This is a genomic window from Betaproteobacteria bacterium (assembly GCA_009377585.1).
Lineage (GTDB): Bacteria > Pseudomonadota > Gammaproteobacteria > Burkholderiales > WYBJ01 > WYBJ01.
Window position 1 is genome coordinate 40,779 of the sequence record WHTS01000024.1, and the last position, 24,547, is coordinate 65,325.

The 24,547-nt window shown below is 66.3% G+C and carries 16 protein-coding genes and 1 pseudogene; 2 read left to right on the forward strand and 15 right to left on the reverse strand.

The genetic code is table 11. The features are described 5' to 3' along the window. Positions 1-144 precede the first annotated feature (144 nt). The 13 genes from tssG to GEV05_10490 form a co-directional block, all read right to left on the reverse strand. On the reverse strand, positions 145-1,155 hold the full coding sequence (gene tssG / locus GEV05_10430) for a type VI secretion system baseplate subunit TssG (protein ID MPZ43803.1): 1,011 nt from the start codon (positions 1,153-1,155) through the stop codon (positions 145-147). Between the two features lie 22 nt (positions 1,156-1,177). Beyond that, entirely contained in the window at positions 1,178-3,052 is a 1,875-nt protein-coding gene (gene tssF / locus GEV05_10435) for a type VI secretion system baseplate subunit TssF (GenBank protein MPZ43804.1), read from the reverse strand. Beyond that, entirely contained in the window at positions 3,052-3,561 is a 510-nt protein-coding gene (gene tssE / locus GEV05_10440) for a type VI secretion system baseplate subunit TssE (GenBank protein MPZ43805.1), read from the reverse strand. The genes tssF and tssE overlap by 1 nt, the downstream gene beginning before the upstream one ends. A 314-nt stretch (positions 3,562-3,875) precedes the next feature. After that, positions 3,876-4,682, reverse strand: a complete 807-nt coding sequence (locus tag GEV05_10445; GenBank protein ID MPZ43806.1) for a virulence protein SciE type — start codon at positions 4,680-4,682, stop codon at positions 3,876-3,878. Between the two features lie 295 nt (positions 4,683-4,977). Continuing rightward, positions 4,978-5,469, reverse strand: coding sequence for an Hcp1 family type VI secretion system effector (locus tag GEV05_10450; protein ID MPZ43807.1), 492 nt, complete (start codon positions 5,467-5,469; stop codon positions 4,978-4,980). Between the two features lie 115 nt (positions 5,470-5,584). Then, positions 5,585-7,075, reverse strand: coding sequence for a type VI secretion system contractile sheath large subunit (gene tssC / locus GEV05_10455; GenBank protein ID MPZ43808.1), 1,491 nt, complete (start codon positions 7,073-7,075; stop codon positions 5,585-5,587). Positions 7,076-7,114: 39 nt separating this feature from the next. After that, positions 7,115-7,624: a type VI secretion system contractile sheath small subunit gene (tssB, locus tag GEV05_10460; GenBank protein ID MPZ43809.1), complete on the reverse strand. Its 510-nt coding sequence runs from the start codon at positions 7,622-7,624 to the stop codon at positions 7,115-7,117. A gap of 92 nt (positions 7,625-7,716) precedes the next feature. Beyond that, the gene (gene tssA, locus GEV05_10465) at positions 7,717-8,763 is read right to left on the reverse strand and encodes a type VI secretion system protein TssA (protein ID MPZ43810.1); all 1,047 of its coding nucleotides are present in this window, start codon (positions 8,761-8,763) and stop codon (positions 7,717-7,719) included. A gap of 130 nt (positions 8,764-8,893) precedes the next feature. Further along, entirely contained in the window at positions 8,894-9,658 is a 765-nt protein-coding gene (tagF, locus tag GEV05_10470; protein ID MPZ43811.1) for a type VI secretion system-associated protein TagF, read from the reverse strand. After that, positions 9,643-13,173: a type VI secretion system membrane subunit TssM gene (tssM, locus tag GEV05_10475; protein MPZ43812.1), complete on the reverse strand. Its 3,531-nt coding sequence runs from the start codon at positions 13,171-13,173 to the stop codon at positions 9,643-9,645. The genes tagF and tssM overlap by 16 nt, the downstream gene beginning before the upstream one ends. Before the next feature lie 244 nt (positions 13,174-13,417). After that, a complete protein-coding gene (locus GEV05_10480; protein ID MPZ43813.1) occupies positions 13,418-14,719 on the reverse strand; it encodes a DotU family type VI secretion system protein in 1,302 nt (433 codons plus the stop codon). A 256-nt stretch (positions 14,720-14,975) separates the two neighbouring features. Next, positions 14,976-16,337, reverse strand: a complete 1,362-nt coding sequence (tssK, locus tag GEV05_10485) for a type VI secretion system baseplate subunit TssK (protein MPZ43814.1) — start codon at positions 16,335-16,337, stop codon at positions 14,976-14,978. 461 nt (positions 16,338-16,798) lie between these two features. After that, the gene (locus GEV05_10490) at positions 16,799-18,721 is read right to left on the reverse strand and encodes a hypothetical protein (protein MPZ43815.1); all 1,923 of its coding nucleotides are present in this window, start codon (positions 18,719-18,721) and stop codon (positions 16,799-16,801) included. Positions 18,722-19,239: 518 nt separating this feature from the next. Between GEV05_10490 and GEV05_10495 the strand changes: the two genes are divergently transcribed. After that, positions 19,240-21,846, forward strand: coding sequence for a CoA transferase (locus GEV05_10495; protein ID MPZ43816.1), 2,607 nt, complete (start codon positions 19,240-19,242; stop codon positions 21,844-21,846). A 172-nt stretch (positions 21,847-22,018) separates the two neighbouring features. Further along, a complete protein-coding gene (locus tag GEV05_10500; protein ID MPZ43817.1) occupies positions 22,019-23,440 on the forward strand; it encodes a CoA transferase in 1,422 nt (473 codons plus the stop codon). A 170-nt stretch (positions 23,441-23,610) separates the two neighbouring features. On the opposite strand, the pseudogene GEV05_10505 reads toward GEV05_10500, so the two are convergent. Continuing rightward, positions 23,611-23,730: pseudogene (locus GEV05_10505) on the reverse strand (prevent-host-death protein). Between the two features lie 11 nt (positions 23,731-23,741). Further along, positions 23,742-24,473, reverse strand: a complete 732-nt coding sequence (locus GEV05_10510) for an alpha/beta fold hydrolase (GenBank protein MPZ43818.1) — start codon at positions 24,471-24,473, stop codon at positions 23,742-23,744. Positions 24,474-24,547 lie beyond the last annotated feature (74 nt).

The following is a 24,547-nucleotide window of genomic DNA, read 5'->3' on the forward strand; positions in this document are numbered from 1 at the left end:
TCATGCGCACGACTTCCCTCACTTGCAGTGCGCGCATCGGCATGCAGGCCGATGCCGTTCGCCCGGCGCGGACCATGGTCCGCGAATTCCCGTGCTCACCCCCCAGCCCCTCTCCCGAAGGGAGAGGGGAGTGAAGGCCGGCGACTAATGACCGGCGAGCAGCAGGTCCGCGGCAGGCGCTTCGTTCAATCGCGTTCCAAGCCAGCTGGTCCATCCCAGGCGGCCGTTGTAGCCGAGCAGCAGCGGCGGGACCTGATCGGCCTCGAGCATCACGCGCGAATCCCACTTGTACTCGAAGCCCACGTAGTTGCGCACCCAGTCGCTCAGTTTGCGGTAGCTCTCGCCCCCGGGCAGGAAGCGTTCGTAATCGGCGAACGACAGCGGCCCCACCACGACGCGAAACCGGCTCTGCAAATCCCACACGCGGGCGCCGGCGACCGCGGTGATGCCGAGCCCGCACACCGCCTCGTTGCCGAGGCGCGTGAGCAGCGAATCGGGCAGCGCCATCCAGTGCGCGACCCATTGCTGAATTGCGACCGGCACGCCCAAAAACTCGCGCAGGATCGCAACCAGCCCATCGGCATTGCGCACGCCCCTTCCGAGCAGGCCCGCGAACGAGAGCTTCACCGCATCGGGCAGCGCATCGCGCCCGCGCAGCCGCTTTTCGGCCAGACCGACGAACGCGCCCAGGTAGAGCATGAAGCGATCGCGCTCGGAGCGGTCCATGCTCACCGCGGGCTGGGCGCGCGCCCAGGCGCGATAGAAGACGGCGATCAGGCGATGATGGAATATGTCGAGGAAGCGCACCAGGGTCGGGTCGCCGGAATTGCGCATGCGGTCGCGCGCGAACTCGGTGAGATGCAGCGGCAGCGCTCCGTTGGGGCCCAGCAGACCGAAAAAGCTCTGGATGAGCCGCGGCGGCCTGCCGTCCTCGCCGCGCACGAAAGCCGCGAGCGTGGCGGGGGCGAAGGCGAGCGACGCATCCTGGCCGAAGCGAACGGGCTCGTCCTGCGGGCGGCGCGCCTCGCCGATGCGCGGCTTGTCGGGAAACGCGCATTCGATCTCGCGCAGCGCCCGATAGAAATCGAACGCGTGCGGATTCTCGGCCAGCGCCTGGAACAGCGTTAGTGCCCTCAGTCCGGGATTCGTTGCCATGGCGGCAGGCTGTTGCTCTTTTTCATATGACGGGCCGAGCCCCGATGATCGGCGGCCACCGCATCACCTCCCCGCGTCCCGTGATTCTCAGCACGACCTCGACGAAACTGTTGAGCGAAACGTGCCGGCTCAGAAAGTGGCGCAGCACGGCGCCGAACAGATACGCCCCCATGCCACCCAGTGCGCTCTCATCGATCTCGAGCGTGACCTCGATGCCGCGGCCGAATGCAACCGGCCCCGGCGTCGGCAGCCGGCGCACGATCTGGCCGCAGGCCACGCTGCGCAGCCCCGAGATCTGCTTGCGCGACGACATTTCGAGTTGGGCCGCACACAGCCCGAGCAACTCGCGCAGCGCATCGGCACCCTCGCGCGGATTGCTGTCCACGAGCGATAGATAGTTCTGCGACAGCAACCCGATCAGCCGCCACGACGACTCGCCGGCCAGATGCGCCGGCTGCGGGGGCGTCGGCCCCTTGCGGCAGCGCACCGCCTCCACCGGCCCCGCCATTTCGAGCCCGAAATCGCCTCGCGGCGAGCCCAGCGGCATTCGCAACGGCAGATCGCGGTTGGTGCACAGCGTCTCGACGCCCAACTGGCGCAGGTCCGCCTCGAACGGCGCTTCGCGCGCATCCACCAGCGAGAGGAACACTTCGCTGCCGACATAGCTCGTGCGCGGCCCGGTGCGGCGCTGCTTCTCGGACAGCACGCGCGGCTCGCGCCGCAGCGTGAAGTAGGCATCGGACTGTGCGTCGATGCGCTCGTCGTACATCGCGTAGAAGGGCAGGAATTCGCGCTGCGCCTCGACCCCTTCGCCGTAGCCGATCACCGATTGCACGCGATAGACTTCGAAATCCATCGGCCGGGTGCGATCGGGCACGACGTGATACTCGGCGCGCGGCGTATCGGTGTGCATGCGATCGGCCCGCTTGGGAAAGAGATTGATCGCCGGCACGCAATGCAAGGCGAAATCGTCCGCCGAGACGCTGTCTTCGAGCATCCGCTCGTGATGCGCGAGCGGTATGGTGAGCTCGAGCTCCGAGACATTGGCCTGCGCCATCGAGCGTTCGAGCCCCGAGATCGCCAGGAACAGGAAGCGGGCCGGAAAGGCGAGATATTCCTGCAGCAGCCGATGGCCCTGAAAGGTTCTCGGGCCCGGCGGCAGCAGCGCTTCGTCGTCGCCGAATCCGAGCTCGCCGATATGGTCGCGGGAAAGGTATGGCCCCACCATCTTGCGCTCGCCGGGAATGGACAGGAACGCACCCTGCGCATCGGCGAGTATCGTTTCGTACAGGCGGTAAGCGACATTCTCAGCCCCCGCCAGGTACAGCGCCAGCGTGCCCAAGGCCAGCTGGTTCAGCTTGAGATTGGCGGTCGCGGCAAGGCGCAGGCGCAAGACCGCTTGCGGTGCTTTCGCGAGCGGCAGGCCGGGCGGCAGATCGCCCGCATAGGCCCGGTACGAAGCGCCCGCGATGCGCAGCGGCCACAGCGAGAGCGCGTGCGCGGTGCGATATTCGCACGCCGTGGCTGCCTCGATGCTGCGCTGTGCGGTGAGCGCGGATCCGCGCGGGATCTCGAACCCCTTCGCCAGCCCCGCCTCGGTCAGATCGGGCGCCACTTGCGCCACGATCATCGACGGCATCGGGCACAGATAGTCCGGATACACCATGCTCAGCAGCTGCTGGGTGAAGCGCGGAAATTCCGAATCGATCCGCAACTGCACCCGCGCGGTGAGGAACGCGAAGCCCTCGAGCAGACGCTCGACGTAGGGATCGGCGCATTCGAGACCGGAAAGCGCCAGGCGAGCGGCGATCTTCGGATACTCCTGCGCGAACTCCGCGCCCATCTCGCGGATGTACTGCAGCTCCTGGCCGTAGTAGTCGAGCAGCCGCGGATCCATCAGCGCCTTCCCGTCTCGGCGACGGTGGTCTGCCCGCTCTCCAGATCGACGTCCGAGTGCAGCAGCAGGGCAATCGGCGCGGGCTGCGCCCACAGCTTGCACTCGATGTCGAACGAAAGCCGGTTGTGCGTGTTCTCTTCGCGCTCGATGAGCCGCGCCTTGACCCGCACGCTGTGAGCGAGCAGTCGCGGCTCGAAGTCGAGGATCGCCTGGCGCAGCGCACTCTCCATCGCGCGCACGTCGATGCCCGAGGCGGTCGTGCCGGAGAACGCCGGCAGGCCGTAGTTAACGACCGAGCCCGCCACGTAGGGATGGTCCTCCAGCGCCTCGGCGGTTGCCATCTGGGTGGCGTTGAACAGCCAGTTCAGATCGCGCAGCGCCGATTCGCGCAAGCGGCTCAGGGTAAGCACCCGGCGCTCCGGCGGCTCCGTCTTCTTCTCCGGCTCGTCGTCGATCAGACGATCGAGCAGCGCAGGCTGCAAACGATCCTGGGGCAGCAGTTCGGCCATTGCGTTACGCGCAGGACCGGTGCGCGGGTGCGCCAAGCGCCGCTCGGCAGCAGGTCTCGCTGCCATCGCCGCATCGACATCTATTGATCGTTCCGTATTGGACGACAGTCCAATACGGACGCGACGCTCCCCTCTCCCCCCGGGAGAGGGGTTGGGGGTGAGGGACGAGCGTGACATGAAATAGGGAACGCTCGATAGCATCCAGAATCAGATGTTCGTCACCCCTGCGAACGCGGGGGTCCAGGCGAAACCTCGCTCTGGATTCCCGCGTGCGCGGGAATGACGGATGTACGACGAACCCATGATTCATCACACTAGCTTGCGTCTGCAACGGGTTCGCCGATCTGAATCCGGCGCATGGCCATCAAGGGGTATTCGCCCGCCTCGGTCGCGAACATGCGTTGTCCGAGGCCATGAAAGCTCTCCGGCGACACCTGCACCCAGTCGGTCTTGCGGCCAAGCCGGATCGCGCCCTCGGCATGGCTTTCCGATCCGGGGTAACGCGTGGGAATCAGGGCCACGGATTCGCCGCCGTTGGCGAAGGTGAGACGGGCCGGCATCCAGACGAAATCGCGCAGGTCCTCGGGCGGCTCGACGGCGACGACGTGCAGGCGATTGAACGGAATCCAGTAGTACTTGCCGTTGACGATCGCCTCGCAGATCGGTCCGAGGCGGCTGTCGGCATCGGCAATCCAGTCGAAGGCCTGACCATCGATTTCGCCCGAGGCGGCAGGCGCCTGCTCCAAGGCCTCGGCGCGCAGGCGCTCGGCATCGGCGTGGCGACCCTGAGCGGCCAGGCGCAGCGCCTCCACCATTCTCGCCACCCAATCGGCGGGATCGCCGAACACGAGCGGCGTCTTTTCCCCGGCGAACACGGTGGCGCGAAAGGCCTCGCAGTTCAGTGCTGTCCGATAGGTCTGCACCATCGGAGCCGCGCTTGCGTCCAGATCGCCGACGACCCCAAGCTGGCTGGCGGCGCGTTCCCATTGCCCCAGCACGGACAGCAGCTGGAACAGGAAGATCCGCTCCTTGGCGGCGGCCGGATTCTTCCGAACCCGGTCCTGCAACTGCGCCAAGGCCTGCTCCACGTTGCCTTCGCGCAGGCTGTCTTCAGCAGTCATCCGCTTCCTTTTAGTTCGGCAGCCTCGGCTCGGCGAGGCGCCTCGAGCAGCCGCTGCGGGATTGCGTTCGCCTGAAGGGCGACGCAGGCCCGCGAGCTCTGAATTTTTGCGCTACCTGACAGGCACGCGACCGGTGACCGTGGCTTCGGCGCCCGATTCACGGTCACCCCGTCGGCAACTGCGCTGGCGCGCAACGCTCGAGTGTCGCGGCCAATCGCGCTGGGCGGCAGCGTGCCGACATTCGATCGAGGCGGATAGGCCCGAATCGCTGGCGGCAGGCCACGCGGCGCGACGATCAAATGTCCGCGTTCTTCGAGATGTCATAGGCGAGCTTGCCGCCCGAGGCCGTCACGCCCTTCTCGTTCTGCGTGAAGTACTCGAAGGTGACTTCGGCGAAATTCAGGGTGACGTTCTCGGTCAACCGGTCCTCGCCGCCGCTGCCGCCGGTGGACACGGACGACACGAGGCATTTCTTCATCGTGACCTCGATGTACTTCTGCTGGCCTTCGCCGGCCTTGCGGCAGGTGAGCTTGCACTCGTCGATGTGCGAGCCCTTCGCCACGGCGATCATGAGCGCCGGGGTCGCCTTGTCGACATACTTGGTGAACGAGACGTCCTGGAAGTTGGCCTTCCCGGCACCGCCGCCGCCGCCCGCGTGGAACGAGCCCGAATTCGACATCCCCCAACTCCAGGCCAGCACATCGCAGGCACCGGCGGCCTTGAACTCCTTGTCCTGGGTTTCGCCCTTGATCTTCGAGCCCAGCGTGATGAACATGTCGACTGCCATGGGTACAACTCCTATGCAAATTGAGAATTAGCCGCCAAAAATAGCCGTCTTTTGCAGGCTTGCGGGCGGCACCGCTACACAAGCACTCCTGTCACGACTTGCCGCGAAAAACGCATCAACCGCCCTTCACCGAGGGCAGCTTCGATACCAGTCGCAGCGAGACCGTGAGCCCCTCGAGCTGATAGTGGGGCCGCAGGAAGAATTTCGAGTTGTAATAGCCCGGATTGCCCTCCACCTCTTCCACGATGACTTCGGCGGCCGCCAGCGGCTTCTGCGCCTTGGTGGTCTCGCTCGAATTGGCCGGATCGCCGTCGACGTACTGGTTGATCCAGTTGCTCAGCCAGCGCTCCATGTCGGAGCGCTCCTTGAACGAGCCGATCTTGTCGCGCACCATGCACTTCAGGTAGTGGGCGAAGCGGCAGGTGGCGAACAGATAAGGCAGGCGCGCCGCCAGATTGGCGTTCGCCGTTGCATCCGGATCGGAATATTCGGCGGGCTTCTGCAACGACTGCGCGCCGATGAAGGCCGCGAAATCGGAGTTCTTGCGATGGATGAGCGGCATGAAGCCGTTCTTCGCCAGCTCCGCTTCGCGCCGGTCGCTGATCGCGATTTCCGTCGGGCACTTCATGTCGACGCCGCCATCGTCGGTGGGGAAGGTGTGGCAGGGCAGGTTCTCGACCGCACCGCCCGATTCCACGCCGCGGATGCGGGTGCACCAGCCGTACATCTTGAAGGCCCGGTTGATGTTCACCGCCATGGCGTAGGCCGCATTGGTCCAGGTGTAGCGATCGTGCTGCGAGCCTTCCACGTCCTCTTCGAAGTTGAACTCCTCGACCGGGTTGGTCTTCGCTCCGTAGGGCGTGCGCGACAGGAACCTCGGCATGGCGAGCCCGATGTAGCGCGCATCCTCCGAGTCGCGCAGCGAGCGCCACGGTGCGTACTCGGGCGAGCTGAAGATCTTCGTCAGGTCGCGCGGGTTGGCCAGCTCGCGCCACGATTCCATCTGCATGACGGTGGGCGAGGACCCGGCGATGAACGGCGAGTGCGACGCCGCGCACACCTTGGCCATCTCGCCGAGCAGCTCGACGTCGGGCGGCGTATGGTCGAAGTGGTAGTCGCCGACGAAACAGCCGAACGGCTCGCCGCCGAACTGCCCGAATTCCTCTTCGTAGGTTTTCTTGAAGATCGGGCTTTGATCCCAGGCCGTGCCCTTGTAGCGCTTGAGCGTGCGCCCCAATTCCGCCTTGGAGATGTTCATCACGCGGATCTTCAACTGCTCGTCGGTCTCGGTATTGTTGACGAGGTAGTTGAGTCCGCGCCATGCGCCTTCCAGCTTCTGGAAGTCCTCGTTATGGATGATCATGTTGATCTGCTCGGTCAGCTTCTTGTCGATCGCCGCAATGATCGCTTCGATCGACTTGATCGCGTCGCTGGAGACGAGCTTGGTGTCGACCAGGGCCTGCGCGGCGAGGGTGCGAACCGCGCTCTCGACCGCATCCTTGGCCTGATCGGTCCTGGGCTTGAATTCCTTGTTGAGCAGCGCGGAGAACTCGTCCAGCTGCGCTTCGCCGGTTGTCGCCTGGGTCTGGGTCTGAGCTTCAGCCATATGCCACCTTCGAGAATGAGTTCATTGTTGAGCCGTGCACTAGGCCTGGCCGCTCTCTTCGGGCTTGGGCGCTTGAGCAAGCGACTGCAGCAGCGCGGGGTCGTGCAACACCTTGGCGATGAGCTCCTCGGCACCGGTCTTGCCGTCCATGTACGTGAGCAGATTGGCAAGCTCGTTGCGCGCCTGCAGCAGCTTGTTGAGCGCATCGACCTTCTTCGCCACCGCCGCCGGCGAGAAATCGTCCATGCTCTCGAAGGTGATGTCGACGCTGATGTTGCCCTCGCCGGTGAGGGTGTTGGGCACCTGGAAGGCGACCCTGGGCTTCATCGACTTCAGCCGCTCGTCGAAGTTGTCGACGTCGATCGCGAGAAACTTGCGGTCCGCCACCGGCGGCAGCGGCTCGGTGGGCTTCCCCGAGAGATCCGACATGACGCCCATGACAAACGGCAACTGGACCTTCTTCTCCGCACCATAGAGCTCCACGTCGTACTCGATCTGCACGCGCGGCGCACGATTGCGGGCAATGAACTTCTGGCTGCTCTGGGCCATGGCCTGTCTCCTTGTTGCAAAAGTATGACGACTGCTGTTGCGTGGCCGCGCCGGGTTTTCACCGCGCTTTCACCGTTCTTGCGGCCGGCGCGCTATTCCTGCGAAGCCCCTTGCTCGGTGCCGGCGAGCTTCTCGATCTGTCCGAAGGCATCGGGGGCCAGGTCCTGAATGATGTCGATGAAGCTGCGATCGAGCAGGCGGCGCGCACGCCGGATGAGCAGCGGCGCGGGATTGCTCGGCTCCACCTTTTCCAGGTATTCGCACACCTGCTCGAGCACGCGCTTCACGTCCTCGCGGCTGCGCAACGCACCCAGGCCCGGACCCGCGCCACCCGCCCCGGCCTGCGGCCCCGAGCTCATGACATCCGCATCGCCGGCTCCTGCGCCGGATTCGGCTCGCTCGACTCCGGTTTCCAGGAACGCGATGCCATGAGCGAGGGTGGTGTCGAGCTTTTCGATGTCCGGGCTTTGGCCACCGGATGCGCGGCTGCGGAAGATGGCTTCGACGGCGCGCAGATCCTCGCGCACCTTCTGCAGAATGCCGAGGCGCGACCCGGCCTCGGCCGAACCCGCCTCGCGCAACGCCGCCTTCAGCAGATCGAGCGACGGCGCGGTTGCATTCTCCGCCGCCGTGGCGCGCTCCTCGGCGACATCCAGGTCGCGGAAGGTGAAGCTTCCGACCGAGCGCGCCTCCACCAGGGCGGTCTTGCGCAACAGGCCGAGCAGACCGAGCGGATCGTCGATGGCTGCGAGCGCGTTGATGCGGAACACCGGGTCGTAGTCCTCCTCCGCTTCCAGCTTGGGGTGGACCTCGTCCCAACATTGCTCCAGCAGCGCGCGCATCAGCTGCATGCCCGCCTGCAATCCGGCGATGCCGGAAAGCGCGGTCTCCGCTTTGGCGAGCTGTACGGCGACGCGCAAATCCTTCGTTCGCGCGAACAGCGCGACGGCAAGCTCACGCACCGTTCTCCATTCGGGCTCCTCTGCCGGGATGAGCTCCCCGCCCGAGTAACGTTCTTCCTTGCCCGCGCCCGCGCGCTCCAGCTCGGAGAAGCCTGCGTCGTATTCGAGGTTGTCGCCAGCCGGAGCTTCCGCGCTTACCGGAGCAAGCAGCTGTTCGATATCTCCGTCTGAGAGCACTACGTCGGCCGTCCCTGATCATTCTGCCGACATGCCACAGCGCACGCTTGCCACGGCAGCAGAGTCGAACAAGTGTACGCCCGGCAAAATGGGGCCGCAAGGCAATAAGACTCGGTCCGCGCCTTCGATTTCATACGGGAATCTGCGCGTCCGAGCGCGCCGAAGGCCAGCCGTGCGCGGCCCAGCGGCCGTCGAACAACGCTTGCGACAGCGCGGACGGCGGCAAGCTCCGCGTCACGAGCACGACACGCTCCACGTCGCCCGGGTTGGCGTTGAACCATACGCAATGATCGTGGCCCACGCTCACCTGATCCTCGCGCAATGCGTTGCCAACGTTCACGAGGCCACTCCCGTTCGGGCAACCCACTTTCAGCGCGCTCACTTCGCGCGCGGCAATCGGCAAGGTGTCCTCGGCACTGTCCGCGTGCACGATCGCGTGCGCCGGAAACGCGACCGCGGACAACTGCCGCTCCATGCCGTCCACGGTGATCTGGTTGTCGAACGCCAGTGCGGCAATGCGCTCGATCGCCTCGTACCACGCACTGGCGCGGACCATGGTGTCGAGCACTTCCACATCGCTCGGCAATTCGGCCGCCACGGTGAGTGGAAAATAACGCCCGACGCGATCCACGCTCGGTTGCACCAGGCCGGCCCACGCCGGCGCACCGCAGGTGCCGGGCGCGAGCAGAAAGCGCCACACCGGTGCATCGCGATACAGGCGCTCCCAATCCGCAGCGAGCGCCGTGCGGCAATGGGTCAGACAGTGTTGCAGCCACTCGTCCCAGTGCTGCACGAACACGTGCGCGACCCGGCGGCTGACGAAATCGCCCTGATCGGGCATCTTGCCGTAGAAGCCGGTTTGGCCGCGATCCTGCATGCTCAACTCCCGGGGCATCGGAATTCCTCCAATGCGCGCAGGCGAAACGGGTTGTAGATGCTGGTCGCGCGCAATTCATAAGTGACCGGAGCCCCGCCGAAGTTGTAGGCCAGCTGCAGACGGTCGGGCTGTGCGCCGACCTGCGGGTTGCCGCGATCGATCAACCGGAACAGCGCCCAGGTGCCTTCCAGCGTGAGCGCCGCGCCGCTCGGATAGGCTTGCAGGCGCACCGTTCCGCCGGGGCGCTGGCTCGGCCAGCCGATCTTCACCGCGATGGCGGCGATGCGATCGAAGCGCATCACCTGGTTGTCGATCTCGAGCGTGACGTGGCTCACGCGCTCGTCCATCGACAGCACGCGCAGATCGGCTGCGGCGGCGGGCATCTTCGAACCCGGCCGGAAGAACGCGTCGCGAATGATCGCCGCGCGCTGGAACTGAGCGATGACGCCGGCGGGGACCTGCACGCCTTCGCGCCCGCGGCTGCGCCAGGTCGCCCCCGAGGTGTCGACGTACTGCGCGACCTGGCTCTTGAACACCTCGTCGAGATCCCCGCCGGGGCCGAACACGCGGCTGAAATCGTCCACGGTGACTTCGTTGGCGGCCTGCTTGTTGAACGGGTAGCGGCCCGCGATCGCCTTGCGACAGAAGTCCGACGCCGCCATGATCGACTTCATCACGCTCTCGCGGCTCGCCCGGTCGCCCTGCGACAATCCCGCCTGTGCCGCGCCGCGCAGCGCCTCGCGCACGGGCGAGGGCAACTGCGATGCGTCGCCTTCGAGCTCGCGCGCTGCAAGCGGCGGCTTCACCGGCTCGCCGCGGCGCTCGGACTCCTCCATCGCCACCAGCTGGCTGTAGTATTCGCGCAGCTTCGCGATCACCTGGTCGATCTGCGACGGCGCGCCTTCCTTGCCCTCCGCAAGCGCCCGCAGCTCGCGGAAATGATCGTCGACGATCGCCTCGGGCCGCTCTCGCGCGCCGGTGTCGATCTTGGTCGCGGATCCCAGAATGCCGGAGAGCGCCTTCTTGGTGGAATCCACGACGCTGTCCGTGATCGCCTGGGTGGCGGCCGACTTGACCGAACCGTCGCCCTCGGAGAGCGAGACTTGCTTGGCAGCCGCGACCACCAGCCGGCGCAGCGGCGAATCCGATCCCGACAGGGTGCGGACCAGCGCAACGGTCTGCGACAGATTCTGCGGCCGCTTCAAGCGGATGTCGCTCAGGAACTCGTCCCAGGTGCGGATGTAGTCTTCGAGGTAGCGGCGGCGCACTTCCTCCAGCGCCTGGGGCGACTCGGCGACCGCGGCGACTGCGCTCTTGCGCCCGAGCACCCACGATTCCTCCTGGGCCAGGCGCTGCGTGGTGCGCGCGGCCGCGGGCTTGAACGCCTTGTAGTAGCCGTTCAAGGTGAAAAAGCCCGGCACGCCCTGCGTCAACGGCGCGCCGGAGCGGCGCTCGAACACCTGCGCTGCGCTCGGCCCGGCCGCGTCGCTCAACGAGAACGCCGCGATATCGCTGTACTCGGCTTCCTGGCGCAGGCGGAAATAGATCCGGTCGGTGAGCGAAGCGCGTGCGAGCTTCTCGCGCGCGTCGGCCACGAGCTGCGTTTCCTGCGCACGCGTCATGTCGAGCGGCCGATTCGCGAGCGCTGCGCGCAGATGTCCCTGCAGGCTCTGCGCGAGCTGGCCGCCGTCGCCGGTCGGCAGATTGCGCTCCCAATCGAGCGCCAGCAGTGCCTCGAGCCCTTTCGGATCGAGCACCTTGTCCGAATAGAGCATCAGGTACGCCTTGAGAAACTCGTACAGGCCGACCGGATTGGGCACCTCGCGGATGAGCTGCTCGAGCCGCAGCGCGATGCGCGGCAGGAAAGCATCGCGCAGCGCGCTGTCATAGGCGCGCCGCGCCTGCGAGCCCAGCTTCTCGCCCTGGTACAGGCCGAAGCCGAGCGACCACGGCACGTCGTGCTTGGGATCCGAATAAGGCTCGCCCAGCGTTCTCATGTCCGACAGGAGCGCGGAAACCGCGGGCAGGTCGCCGGTCTGGGGCGGCGGCAGCGACTCGATCTTTGCCTGCACCGCCTTGGTCTTGTCTTCGAGCTCGGCGATCAGCTGCTGATTGCCGAAGTAGCTCGTGCCCCACAGCGCCAGCAGGCCGATGCATAAAAGCGCGAGCACCGCGTAGCCGCCGTACAGCAGCAGGCGCAAGCGCCGCTCGAGCGCCGCATTGGCGCCCACGAGCCCGGCTTCGGGGAAAATCACTTCTTTCAGCAGCGCGGTCAGGAAGTAGCTGCGGCCGCTCGACACCGACGGCGGCAGAATCTTGCGTTCGAGCCGGAAGCTTCGCGCCAGCGTTCCGAGCACGCGGTCGATCGGGCTGCCTTCCTGCGTGCCGCTGGTGAAGTAGATGCCGCGCAGCATCGGCTGCTCGGCGTAGCGCGTGCCGGAGAACACCGCGGAGACGAATTCCTCCAGCATCGGTTTGATGCCACCGAACTGCTGCGGAAAGTTATAGATGAGCGCGCGGCGCTGCTGGTCGCGCTCCTGCTGCAGGCGATCGACCACCAGGCCGTTCAAGCGCTCGTCGAGCGCCTGGAACTCGGTTCCGAACTGCGCCGCGTAGTTGACACTCGCGGTGGCATCCGGCGTGTGCGGGAAAGTCATGCCCCAGACCTGCGCGCGCTCCTCGCGCCCGTACTGGGCGAAGAACTCGTTGAAGCCAGCGAGCAGGTCGCACTTGGTCACCATGACGTACAGCGGGAAGCGCACGCCAAGCCGCGAATACAGCTCGAGCACGCGCAGCCGCACGGCATCGATATAGCGCATGCGCTCGGGCTCGCTCCAGGCGAGCAGATCGGACACGCTGACGGTGATGATGGCGCCGTTGAGCGGGCGCCGCGGCCGGTGCTTCTTCAGCAGGTCGAGGAAGCCGAGCCACGCGGCGGCATCGGCCTTCTGCTCGCTTTCCTGGGTGGTGTAGCGCCCGGCGGTATCGAGCAGGACGGCTTCGTCGGTGAACCACCAGTCGCAGTTGCGCGTGCCACCCACGCCTTTGACCGAGTGCCCCTCGGCGCCTTCCTCCACCGCGAAGCGCAGGCCCGAGTTGACCAGGGCCGTGGTCTTGCCCGAGCCCGGCGCGCCGATGAAGACGTACCAGGGCAGCTGGTACAGGAACTGGGACTCGCCGCTGCGTCCGGTGAACTTCGCTTTCTTCAAGGTGACGGCGGCCTGCTCGAAGCGGCTGCGCAGCAACGCCACCTCTTCGGCGGACTTCGCGGCCGATGGATCGGGCGCATCTCCGCCGCCCGCAATGCCGTCGAGCAGTTTCCTGTTCGCTTGCCGCGCCGCCAGCAGGCGCCCGAGCTCGATGCCGAGCCAGACGCCGGCCACGGCGATGATGACGATCAAGCGCACGCTGGCGCGTTCCAGCGGGCGCGCATCGAAGATCGCGATCGCCGGCCCGATGAACCACACCACCAGCGCGATCGCCAGCACCATGAGGGTGCCGAGGAACCACCGATTCTTGATCAGCTTGCGCATGGAATGCCACTACCGGGGCGCGCAGCCCTGCGCCCGGATCTATCACAAGGACTGCCCCGACCGGGGTCGCAGGCGCTGCGAGCCGCAACTGCAGCCCTGCTGCGAGCCGCAACTGCAGCCCTGCTGCGAGCCGCAACTGCAGCCCTGCTGCAGACCGCAACTGCAGCCCTGCTGCAGACCGCAACTGCAGCCCTGCTGCGCGCCGAACCTGCAGCCCTGCTGCGAGTCGCAAAGAATGAACGCCTCATTGTTCGGCCACTTTGAGAATGATCTCCACCCGCCGGTTGAGCGCGCGGTTGGCCGGCGTGTCGTTGGGAGCGATGGGCTCGGAATCGGCTCGGCCCTCCGCCTTCATGCGGCCGGGATCGGTTACCGTCTTGTTCATCAGCTGCAGCACCGAGGTGGCGCGCTCCTGCGACAAGTGCCAGTTCGACGGGAAGCGGACAGAGTGGATCGGCTGGCTGTCGGTGTGCCCGGTGATGACCACCTGCCCCGGAACTTCGTTGAGCGCCTGGCTGATCCGGCGCAGCAGCCCCTCGGCCTTGGGCTCGACCGAGGCGGCGCCGGAATCGAACAGGCCGTCGCCGCGGATGCGCACGAGGCTGGTCGTTTCCGTTTCGATCACTTCCACCAGGCCCTGCTTGATCTCCTCGGCGAGGAAGCGGCTCAGCCGCGGCGGCACCGGCTTCGGCACCACCGTGACCTGCGGCGCGGGCGGCGCCGGCGCCTTCAATGCGGCCAAGGCCGAGAACGCCGCGTCGGAGCGCTGGTTGATGCTCAGGCTCAACCAGAAGAACACGCCCGCCAGCACCAGTGCGGCTACCGCAGCCGATACCCACAGCGGCAGGAACCGGACGGTGCGCCCGATGCTCGTCTGCAGCCCTTTCCAATGCACCGACAGCGCGCTCTCCGCACCCCCGCGGCTACGCCGGATCATGTTGTAGAGCCGCTCGCGCACTTCCTCGAGCTGCGCTCTGCCGTTGTCGGCGACGCGATAGCGGCCCTCGAACCCGAGCGCGAGGCACACGTACATCAGTTCCAGCAGCGCGAGGTGCCTCGCGGGATCCTCGGCCATCTTGCCGAGCAGCAGGAAGAACTTCTCGCCACCCCAGGTCTCGCGATAGAGCGTGACCAGCAGGCTCATGCGCGCCCATTGCCCGGTATGCCCCCAGGGCGTGAGCGAGATCGATTCGTCGACCAGCGTGCACAGCGCGTACTTCGCGGCCTGGATGTGCTCCTCCGGCAACGCGTGCGCGCGCGCGGATTTTTCGAACTCGCTCACCTGTCGCAGCAACAATTCGCGCAAGCCGTTCACGTCGGAATAGGACACCGACGAGCGCAGCTGCGGGACGAGCGAAAGGATCGGGTTCGCGGCCGCCACCAGCGCATTGATGCCCGCCAGCGCGGCGAGATCCATGGTGTGCGATTCGGCCGCCTCGACGGTGGCCTCGGTCTGCAGCGCGGAGCGCTGGAAGACCTTGCGCCCTTGCGGTTTCGCGATGATGGTCGCGTCCGAATCTTCGTTCGGCAGGCTGGCCTCGGTCACTGCGCGCCCCGCTTGTCAGCGCCCATATGCTTGTCTTCCCTCTCCCTTCGGGAGAGGGATCGAGGGTGAGGGACATGCGTCGTGCTCACGACTTCCCTCCCTTGCAGGGCGCGCATCGGCATGCAGGCCGATGCCGTTCGGCCGGCGCGGACCATGGTCCGCGAATTCCCGGCCTCATCCCCCAGCCCCTCTCCCAGGAGGAGAGGGGAGCGACCCATCATCCACCACGTAACAATCGAAGGTCGCATCTTGCCCATCACGCGCCGCCGCGGATCGCCCACAGCTGCACCTTGAGCTCGGGAAAGTCGCCGGCCACGTGCATCACGAGCATCCTCGACGCTTCCAGGTCCTTCCAGTAATCCACCGGATCGCTCAGCCGGCGCGTCTTGTCGAGCTCGAAGTAGGTGTAGCCGGCGTGATACGGAATCTGCCGCGGCGCCACCGGCAGCGGGCGCAGCGGGATGCCGGGAAGCTGCGATTCGACCAGCGGGCGGATGCGTTCGCGCGAGCCGATCTGCGCCTCGCGCGGAAAGCGCGCGCGCAGCATTTCCGGCGGCACTTGCGCGTTCACTGCGAGCACGAATACGGCGTTGCGCAGCAGTTCCACGTCCTGCACCCGGCCGACGAAGTAGCCTTGCGAGACATCTTCGAGCGGAATCGCCAGCGCCGATGCTTCCAGGATCGCGGTCAATCCGGCGCGCACTTCCTCCATCACCGGCCGAAACGTCTCCCACAATGCCGCTTGCCGATACGGTTCGAACTCCGGCGCGCGCTTGTCCTTACGGGCGAAAGTCGCGAGCTCGCCGGCCAGAGCGACCAGCGGGCGATAGAACTCTTCGGGATGCAGCGGCGCGCGGTTGCACAGATGTTCGAGCACAGGCTGCATGCGGTTGCACAACTGCAACAGAAGGAAGTCGGCGAACTCGGCAACGCCTTGCGTTCCCGGGCGCGCGATGCGCTCCGACAGCGCCTGCACGCGATGGCGCAGCAGCCCGTACACTTCCTTCACGCAGTCGAACAGCTTCGGCGCGGCACGGCAATCGAGCACCGGCGGATAGTATTCCTCGTCCAGCAGCACGCGCCCGTCGGGGCGTTTCTCCACCACCCGCGCCACGCCCAGGCTGGCATAGGCGCCCGACAGATCCTGCTCCAGGCGCAGCGAAAGATTCAGACGCCCGACCTTGAGCTCGGCCGTGCTGTCGAGCTCCGCGATGGCATCGCGCGCTTCGAAGTCCGCGGTGAAATAGCGCACCAGCGCATTCGAGGGCGTACGCTCGAGCCCCAGCGCGCCCATGCCCGGCCGGTGGACCGGCACGGCCAACACGACCAGCGCATCCTTCGCGCCGTCCGGGACATCGAGCGGAGTCGGAATATCGCAATCGCGCGGGATATCGAACGGCGTGCCGTCGGGCAGTATTCCGCTTGCAGCCGACAGTCCCAGCTTGCCGAGCTTGGCGAGCTCCTGGTCGATGGCGAGCTGGGTGAAGCCGTACGCATACGCCAGCAGATGGCTGGTCGTATCGCGCAGCAGCTTTTCCAGGAAGCGTTCGGATTGCTGGAAATGTTGCGGCCGCAGGAACAGGCCCTCGGTCCACGCGACGCGGTTGCTATCCGACATCGACGATCCCCGCAGCGGCAATGGACAGGCCGGTTTTGATGTTTACTCTCTCGCTCGTCATTGCAACGACCGCAGCACGCACGCGACTTGCGCCCCCCGATGCGCCGCGCACGCATGATGGCACGCGCACGGCACCGCAATGATGACATGTTTTCGGCCGTTCGCCACGCCCGAAACGACTCGAGTCGGCTCGACAATTCGACGGACGGATTTTCGACACCATCCGTCGGGCTCGACATACCGGTGGCGCCCGCCACCGTCCACCGAGCCCGACACCGTTCGTCGATCCCGAACCATCCGCCGCGGCCGCACCACCACCGTGTGGCGCCTGTCGGCAAACCTGCGTTATCGACGGAATCGTCCGGAACTTGAGCGCACCGGAGCGATCTGCACGAAGGTGCCTTGCCGCGGCGACTTGTCCGGCCGCCAGCGCACGAACCGCGTGCTCGTGCCACGCAGCTTCAGGCTGTGGCGCGCGACTTGCCCAATCGTTCGATCGCCGCGCGCAACGATCGCTCCGCCTCGCAGTAATCCGCCCATGCGCTACTCTTGCGCATCAGCGCGGGCACGGTCGCAAGCGTATAGCGCGCGGGCTCCAGATCGGCCTTTACTTGCGACCAGGTGAGCGGCATCGATACCGGCGCATGTGCGCGTGCGCGCGGCGATAGCGGTGCGACCGCGGTGGCCATGCGATCGTTGCGCAAATAGTCGAGGTAGATGCGCCCGGTGCGCAGGCGCTTGGCCATGTTGACGAGATAACGCTGCGGGCTGTCGGCAGCCATGCGGATACAGACCTCGTTGGCAAACGCCTTCGCTTGCTTCCAGCCCGGCCCGCCTTTGCGCGCTCGCTCCAGCGGCGTGACGACGTGCAGGCCCTTGCCGCCGGTGGTCTTGCAGAAGCACTCGAGCCCGAGGTGCTGCAGGCGTTCGCGGATCTCCCGTGCCGCAGCGACGACCGCTTTGAATGCCACCTCGGGCCCTGGGTCGAGATCGAATATCAGGCGACCCGGAGTTTCGGGATCGCCCGGCTGGCAATTCCAGGGATGCAATTCGAGCGCGGCGATCTGCGCGAGCGCGGCCAGCCCCTCGATGCGATCTACCTGCAGATAGGGCTTCTCGATGCCGGTCACTTTCACCGTGCTGAGCAGCGCCGATGTGCCCGGCATGGCATGGCGCTGGAAGAAGTGCTCGCCTTTGTAGCCGCCGGGTGCCCGGACGATCGAGCACGGACGGCCCTTGATATGTGCGATGAGCCAGTCGCCGACCTGCTCGAAATAGCGCGCGAGATCGAGCTTGGTGATCGACTGCGCGCCATCCTCTTCGGGCCACAGCGCTTTGTCGGCATTCGACAGTTGCACGCCCATGACGACCGGCTTGACCGCCGCGTTCGCCGCGCGCTTGTTCGTGCCGGCGTTCGCTGCGCCACGTGGTTTGCGTGCGCGCTTTACGGCGCGCTTCGCGCTCGCTGGTTGCATGGCGGCGGACGATCGCACGCGTGTCGTCATCCGTGCGGCGCCACGCGCCTGCATCGCTATGGTTCCGGTACTTGCCCTCGCCCGTTTCGCTGCGGCCTGTTTCGCTGCGGCCTGTTTCGCTGCGGCCCGTTTCGCTGCGGGCCGTTTCGCTGCGGGCCTATTCGCCGATGGCCTATTCGCCGATGGCATGCGCGTAGATCGTGCACCGTGGCTGCGTGCCGACTCGCGCGCTGCGTCCTCTCCGTTGCTCTGCCAGACCGCGTCTGCGTCCGCGCTCGTGCCTTCGCGCATGAAAGGCTTCGGTCGCCTGCCCTTGCCGGCGGCGATCGCGTCCATCGTGCGTCCGGAAGCCACGGACCGATCCTCCGCCAGCAGCGCAGCCGCCTCGGTCTCGCTGCGCGCGTACCAGTCGCGATGCTTGATGAGGAGCCAATTGTTGCGCCTGGAGCCCGTGCGATCGTGCCGCATCCGCACCAGCACCCAGCTTCCGCGCAGCCGCTTACCACGGAGCGCGAACTTCAACTCGCCGCCGGCAAGCGCTTCTCCGGGCGCGACCTTCCCTTCCGGCTCCCAATAACCGCGGTCCCACAATTGGACCGTGCCGCCGCCGTACTGGCCGCGCGGAATGGTGCCTTCGAAATCGCCATAGTCCAGCGGGTGATCTTCCACTTCGACCGCCAGGCGCTTGTCCTGCGGATCGAGCGACGGGCCTCGGGTCACCGCCCAGGACTTGAACACGCCATCCCATTCCAGGCGCAGATCATAGTGCAGGCGGCTGGCGGCGTGCTTCTGAATGACGAAACGCAGCCGCTCGGACGGCACGACCGCACGCTCGCCGCTCGGCTCGCCGGTACGCGCGAAATCGCGCTTGGCGTGATAGGTGGAAAGCTTGTTGGCTGCTTTCGGCATGCGTTCACCATGATTCTTCGTTGCGAAAACCTTGGAACTGCGGTTGTGGCAATGGCGCTCGCCGAACCACCCCGTCCGCTATCGCGTCCACCCCTCCTTGGTAAGGAGGGGAAACTTGGTTCAGCCGCTGTCGCGCATATTTTTCCTTGAACCACCCCGTCCGCTCACGCGTCCACCCCTCCCTGGTAAGGAGGGGAGAGATTTTCCCCTCCTTTCAGGAGAGTGAGCCGGGGTTTCGAAGGATGTGCCTGCGCACATCCGAGCCGGCGAACGCCCGATGCGCTGCATCGCATCGGGCCACGTGCCCGCGACCGCGGGCGGGGTGGTGTTGTCTCGCTTCTTCCCCTCCTCTCACGAGGAGGGGTGCCCGCGACCGCGGGCGGGGTGGTGTTGTTTTCTTCCACGCGGCGATCGCTTGTTAGCATTTGCGATGCCCCGTATCCTGCGGGATCGAAGGCGCGCGGCGCCGCAGCGATTGACAACAACTCGCCGGTTTAACCGGCGCACGGAGGCAGACCATGGCAGCGCTCGGTGGGAGTTCCGGTTCCGACGATTCCCGTCGCGGCCATGCGACGCTCGCCGGCATCCGCGTGGTCGAGCTTGCCGACGAGCAGGCCGAATACTGCGGGCTCGCGCTCGCCGGGCTCGGCGCCGATGTGGTGAAGGTCGAGCCGCCCGGGGGCAATCCGACGCGCGCGATCGGCCCCTTCTACCAGGACCGCGAGGATCCCGAGCGCTCGCTTTTCTTCTGGCAATACAACCGCGGCAAACGCTCCATCGTGCTGGACTTGCGCGAAACCCGCGATTGCGAACGCCTGCGCTCGCTCGTCGCCACGGCCGACGTGCTGCTCGAATCCACGCCGCGTGGCGAGCTCGATCGGTTGGGATTGAGCACCTCCGCCTTGCGCGAGCAGTTTCCCGCGTTGATCGTCGCTCGCGTCTCGCCCTTCGGCGATGAGGGTCCGTGGGCGGACTTCAAGGCATCCGACCTCATCCACCTGGCGCTCGGCGGGGTGATGATGAATTGCGGCTACGATCCGGCGCCGGACGGAAAATACGACCTGCCGCCGATCGCGCCGCAGATGTGGCATGCGTATCACATCGCCGGCGAGCAGCTGACGATGGCGATCCTGGCTGCTCTGCTCTATCGGCTGCGCACCGGCAAGGGCCAGTACGTGTCGTGCGCGATCCACGAGGCGGTGTCGAAATCCACCGAGGTGGATTTGATGACGTGGGTCATGCGGCGAGCCGAGGTGCTGCGCCAGACCTGCCGGCATGCGCGCGAATCGGTCTCGCCCAGCCCCACCATCGCGCACACCAAGGACGGGCGCTGGGTCATGGCGAATCTCGGCAACCGGCCCGACGACGGCCAGAAGCTCGTGCAGCTGCTCGATCGTTACGGCCTGGCCGAAGGTCTCGATCCCGGAGAGACGGTCGCCCCGCGCGGTGGGCGTTTCGTTCCCGGCACCGGGCCGGTCAACCAGGGACGCGACCACGGCATGGAGGCGGTGCAGCGATTCGCGCGCTCGTTCATCCACGAAAACCTGCCCTGGCGCGAGGCGCAGGAAGCGGGCATGTTGTGGGCGCCGCTGCGCAAGCCGCACGAGAATGCGATCGATCCGCACTGGCTTGCGCGTCACAGCGTCACGGACATCGAGCATCCCGAGCTCGGACGCAAGTTCCGTTACGCCACCAGCAAGTGGGTCTCGACCGCCAATACCTGGTCGGTGGGCCGGCGCGCACCGTTGCTGAACGAGGACGGCGATGCAGTCATGCAGGCACCCAAGCGCGAGCTGCCGGCAGTCGCGCCGAATGCGCGCGTGCATGCCGACGAGCCGCCGTCGCCTCGCGGCAGGCCGTTTGCGCTGCACGACATTCGCATACTGGATTTCACCTGGTTTCTCGCTTCCGCCGGCGGCACCCGTTTCCTGAGCGCGTTCGGCGCCGAAAGCATCAAGGTGGAGCTGAAGAGCCATCCCGACACGCGCCTTGCCGCCATGGCGCCGGTGGGCGGGCGCGAAGCGCGCGAAGGAGCGACTGCGCCGCTCAAGGGCGTGAGCGACCCGGACATGGGCGGACAGTTCAACAACAAGAATCCGGGCAAGCGCGGCATTTCGCTCAACGTGCGCCATCCCAAGGGGCTGGAGATCGCCAAGCGCCTGGTCGCGATGTCGGACATCGTGGCCGAGGGCTTCTCGCCGGGCGTGCTCGACAACTGGGGTCTGGGCTACGAGGTGCTCAAGTCGATCAAGCCCGACATCATCTACGTGCAGCAATCGGGCATGGGCGCGCACGGCACCTACGGGCGCTTTCGCACCGTCGGCCCGATCGCGAATGCGTTCGCGGGACTGTCCGAGATGTCGGGATTGCCCGAGCCCGCAATGCCGGCGGGCTGGGGCTATTCGTATCTCGACTGGATGGGCGCGTACAGCTTCGCGACGGCCATGCTGAGCGCGCTCTTGCATCGCAACCGCACCGGCGAGGGCCAGTGGATCGATGCCTCGCAAACGGAAGTGGGCCTGGCCATCAACGGCACCGCGATTCTCGACTGGTCGGCGAACGATCGCATCTGGAAGCGCTACGGCAACCGCTCGCCCTACAAGCCGGCGGCACCGCATGGCGTCTATCCCTGCGCGGGCGAGGACCGCTGGATCACGATCGCCTGCTTCACCGATGCGCAATGGCGCGCATTGGCCGAAGTGGCGCAGCGTCCCGGTTGGCGCGACGATTCGCGTTTCGCCGATCTGCCCGGACGGCTGGCCCATCAGGACGCGCTCGATGCGCTGGTCAGCGAGTGGACGCGCGGACAGGACCGCTATGCAGCGATGCTCGCCCTGCAGAAAGCCGGCGTTCCGGCGGGTGTATGCCAAACCGCAGGCGATCGCTGCGATAACGGTCCGCAGTTGAAGGCGCTCGAGTGGCTGACCGAAGTGACCGGCACCAAGATCGGCCACTGGCCGGTGGCCGAGGTGCCGATCAAGCTGAGCGAGAGCCCGGCCTACATCGGCGGGCGCCTGGACCGCGGCGCGCCCTGTTATGGCGAGGACAACGAGTACGTCTACGAGGAGCTGCTCGGTATGTCGAAGCGCGAGATCGGGCAGCTCGCCGCCGACGGTGTGATATGACGCAATGACGTCTCGCATCGGCGATAGCACGGTGTCGAAAGAGCCGGCGAAGCGTATGAGAAATGTCATTTCCGAGTAAGCGGGAATCCAGCATTACCCAAGTTCCTGGGCTCCCGCCTGCGCGGGAGCGACGTTGGTGTTGCAGTAGTTGTTGGACCACAGGAGCACGCGCATGACGAACGAAGCCCTACGCACCATTCTGCCGATCGCCGGCTGGCCGGAAGCGCGCCTGCGCGAGGTCGAAATCGCAGGCAGCTACGATCCGATACTGCCGACGTCGTTTCGGATCACCGAAACCGGCACTGCCGCGCTCGCGGCGGTGGGTCTTGCGGTGTCCGACCTGTGGGAGATGCGCACGGGACGGCGCCAGAAAATCGCCATCGACACGCGCCAGGCGACGGCGTCACTGCGCAGCGGCCATTATCTCGTGATGGAAGGCCAGCCCGTCGATTTCGGACGTCACACCATCATGGGCGTGTACCCCGCGAAGAACGGCCGCTGGAACTATCTGCATTGCAATTTCCCCAACCATCGCGAGGCGGCGCTGAAGGTGCTCGGTGTGCCCGAAGATCGTGAAGCGGTGCGCAAGGCCGTGGCGCAGTGGGACGCGCAGGAGCTGGAAGAGGCCATCATCGCCGCCAAGGGTGCGGGCGGCATGGTGCGCACGATGGCGGAATGGGCGCAGCATCCGCAGGGCATCGCGGTCGCCGCGCTGCCGCTGATGGAGATCATCAAGATCGGTGACAGCGCGCCCGAGCCGCTGCCTGCCGGCGATCGTCCCCTGTCGGGCGTGCGCGTGCTCGATCTCACGCGCGTGATCGCGGGCCCCACCTGCGCCCGTACACTGGCCGAGCACGGCGCCGATGTTCTGAAGATCACGGGGGCGCATCTGCCGAGCCTGGGTCGGCAGGAGTACGACACCGGTCACGGCAAGCTTTCCGCGCATCTCGATTTACGCGAAGCGAAGGATGTGGAGACGCTGAAAGGGCTGGTACGCGGCACCGACGTGTTCTCGCAAGGCTATCGGCCGGGCGCGCTCGGCAATCGCGGCTTCTCGCCGGAAGCATTGGCCGAGCTGCGCCCCGGTATCGTCTGCGTTTCGCTCTGCGCCTTCAGCCATGCCGGACCGTGGGCGTCGCGCCGCGGCTTCGATACCGTGATCCAGACGGTGAGCGGAATCACGCACCGCCAGGGCGAGCTCTTCCCCGGCGCCGAGCCCGGCCCGCAGTTCTACCCGGTGTCGGCGATCGACTACCTCACCGGCTATCTGATGGCGGTCGGCGCGATGGTCGCGCTTGCGCGCCGCGCGCACGAAGGCGGCAGCTGGCTCGTACGCATCTCACTCGCGCAAGTCGGACGCTGGCTCGTCTCGCGCGGCGAGGCGCCGCAAGCCGATCTGAAGAACGTGCAAAAGGAATTCACGCCCGCCGAGCTGGAACGCTGGGCCATGACGAGCGACACGCCGGTCGGCCGACTGCGGCATCTCTCGCCGGTGCTGCAGTTATCGGAGACGCCGCCTCGGTGGGCTCGGCCGACCGTGCCGCTCGGTCACCATCAGCCCGTGTGGCCGGCTCGGGATAAAGCAACTGGCTAGAGAGGCTTTCCACTCCTCATCGAGGAGGGGCTGGACGCGACTGGGTCGCGGACGGGGTGGTGTGCCCTACCGAGCTCACGCAGCGAGTTTCAGTCGCGCCGCGATCTTGGTGAGCTGCTCCAGCGCTGCCTGCAGATCGTCGACGATTTCGGCGTGACTCTCCGACCCGCGCGTTCGGCTTTCACCGCGCGCAGTATTGCAGCCATGCCCTCTTGCTCGGGCACGCGCGCATAGGCCTCGGCCATGCGCGCGGCGAGCGCATCGAAGCGCGCCCGCGTGCGTCGATCCATCCTTCGCGCCATCACGCTGGCGTGTGTTTCTTCAGAAAGTCCTTGACCCGCACCTTCGCTTCCGCGAGCGCCGCGCCTTCCTTCCATTCGGTGATGTACTCGTTGTTCGGCAGCAGCTTCGCGATCTCGTCGGAGATCGGCCGCGGGTGCGCCTCGTCGTTGCCCGCGAGCACGAAGCAAGGCGTCTTCACGCTCTTCACGAAATCGCGATCGACGCTGTAGACGAAGCCCGGCCCGTACAAGTTCTGATAGAGCTGTTCGAGCACCGCCTCGGTTGCCTCGGGATGGTCCTTCAGGTCCTTGGCCCAGGCGACGAAGCGGGGCGACTTCTCGGCCTTGAGCGGCCCGACGCGCCCGATCGCCTGCGCGATGACGGCCGATGCGATGCGTTGCGGCTGCGCCTTGAGCAAACTGAAGATGAACGAGCCGCCGATGCACTGGCCGAACAGGTGGCACTTGTCGACTTTCAGGTGATCGAGCAGCGCGATGTGGTCGGAGGCGTAGCTGTGCCAGCCGTCTTTCGCCGTGATGGGTGCGTGCGAGCGGCCGCCGGTGGCATTGCGCTGATCCATCACGATCACGCGGTAGCCGGTGAAATCCGCGCGCGGCTTGATCGGCGCCATCGGCTGATCCCACACCGCGATGACGGATGCAAGGCCCGCGGGTGCAAAGGTCAGGATCGGAAACCCTTGGCCGTACTCTTCGTAATAGATCGAAGCGCCGTTGTGTTCGAGGGTTGGCATGGCGTGCTCCTTCGTTGCAATGTTAGTCGAGTAAAGCTGGACCACCCCGTCCGCGACTCAGTCGCGTCCCGCCC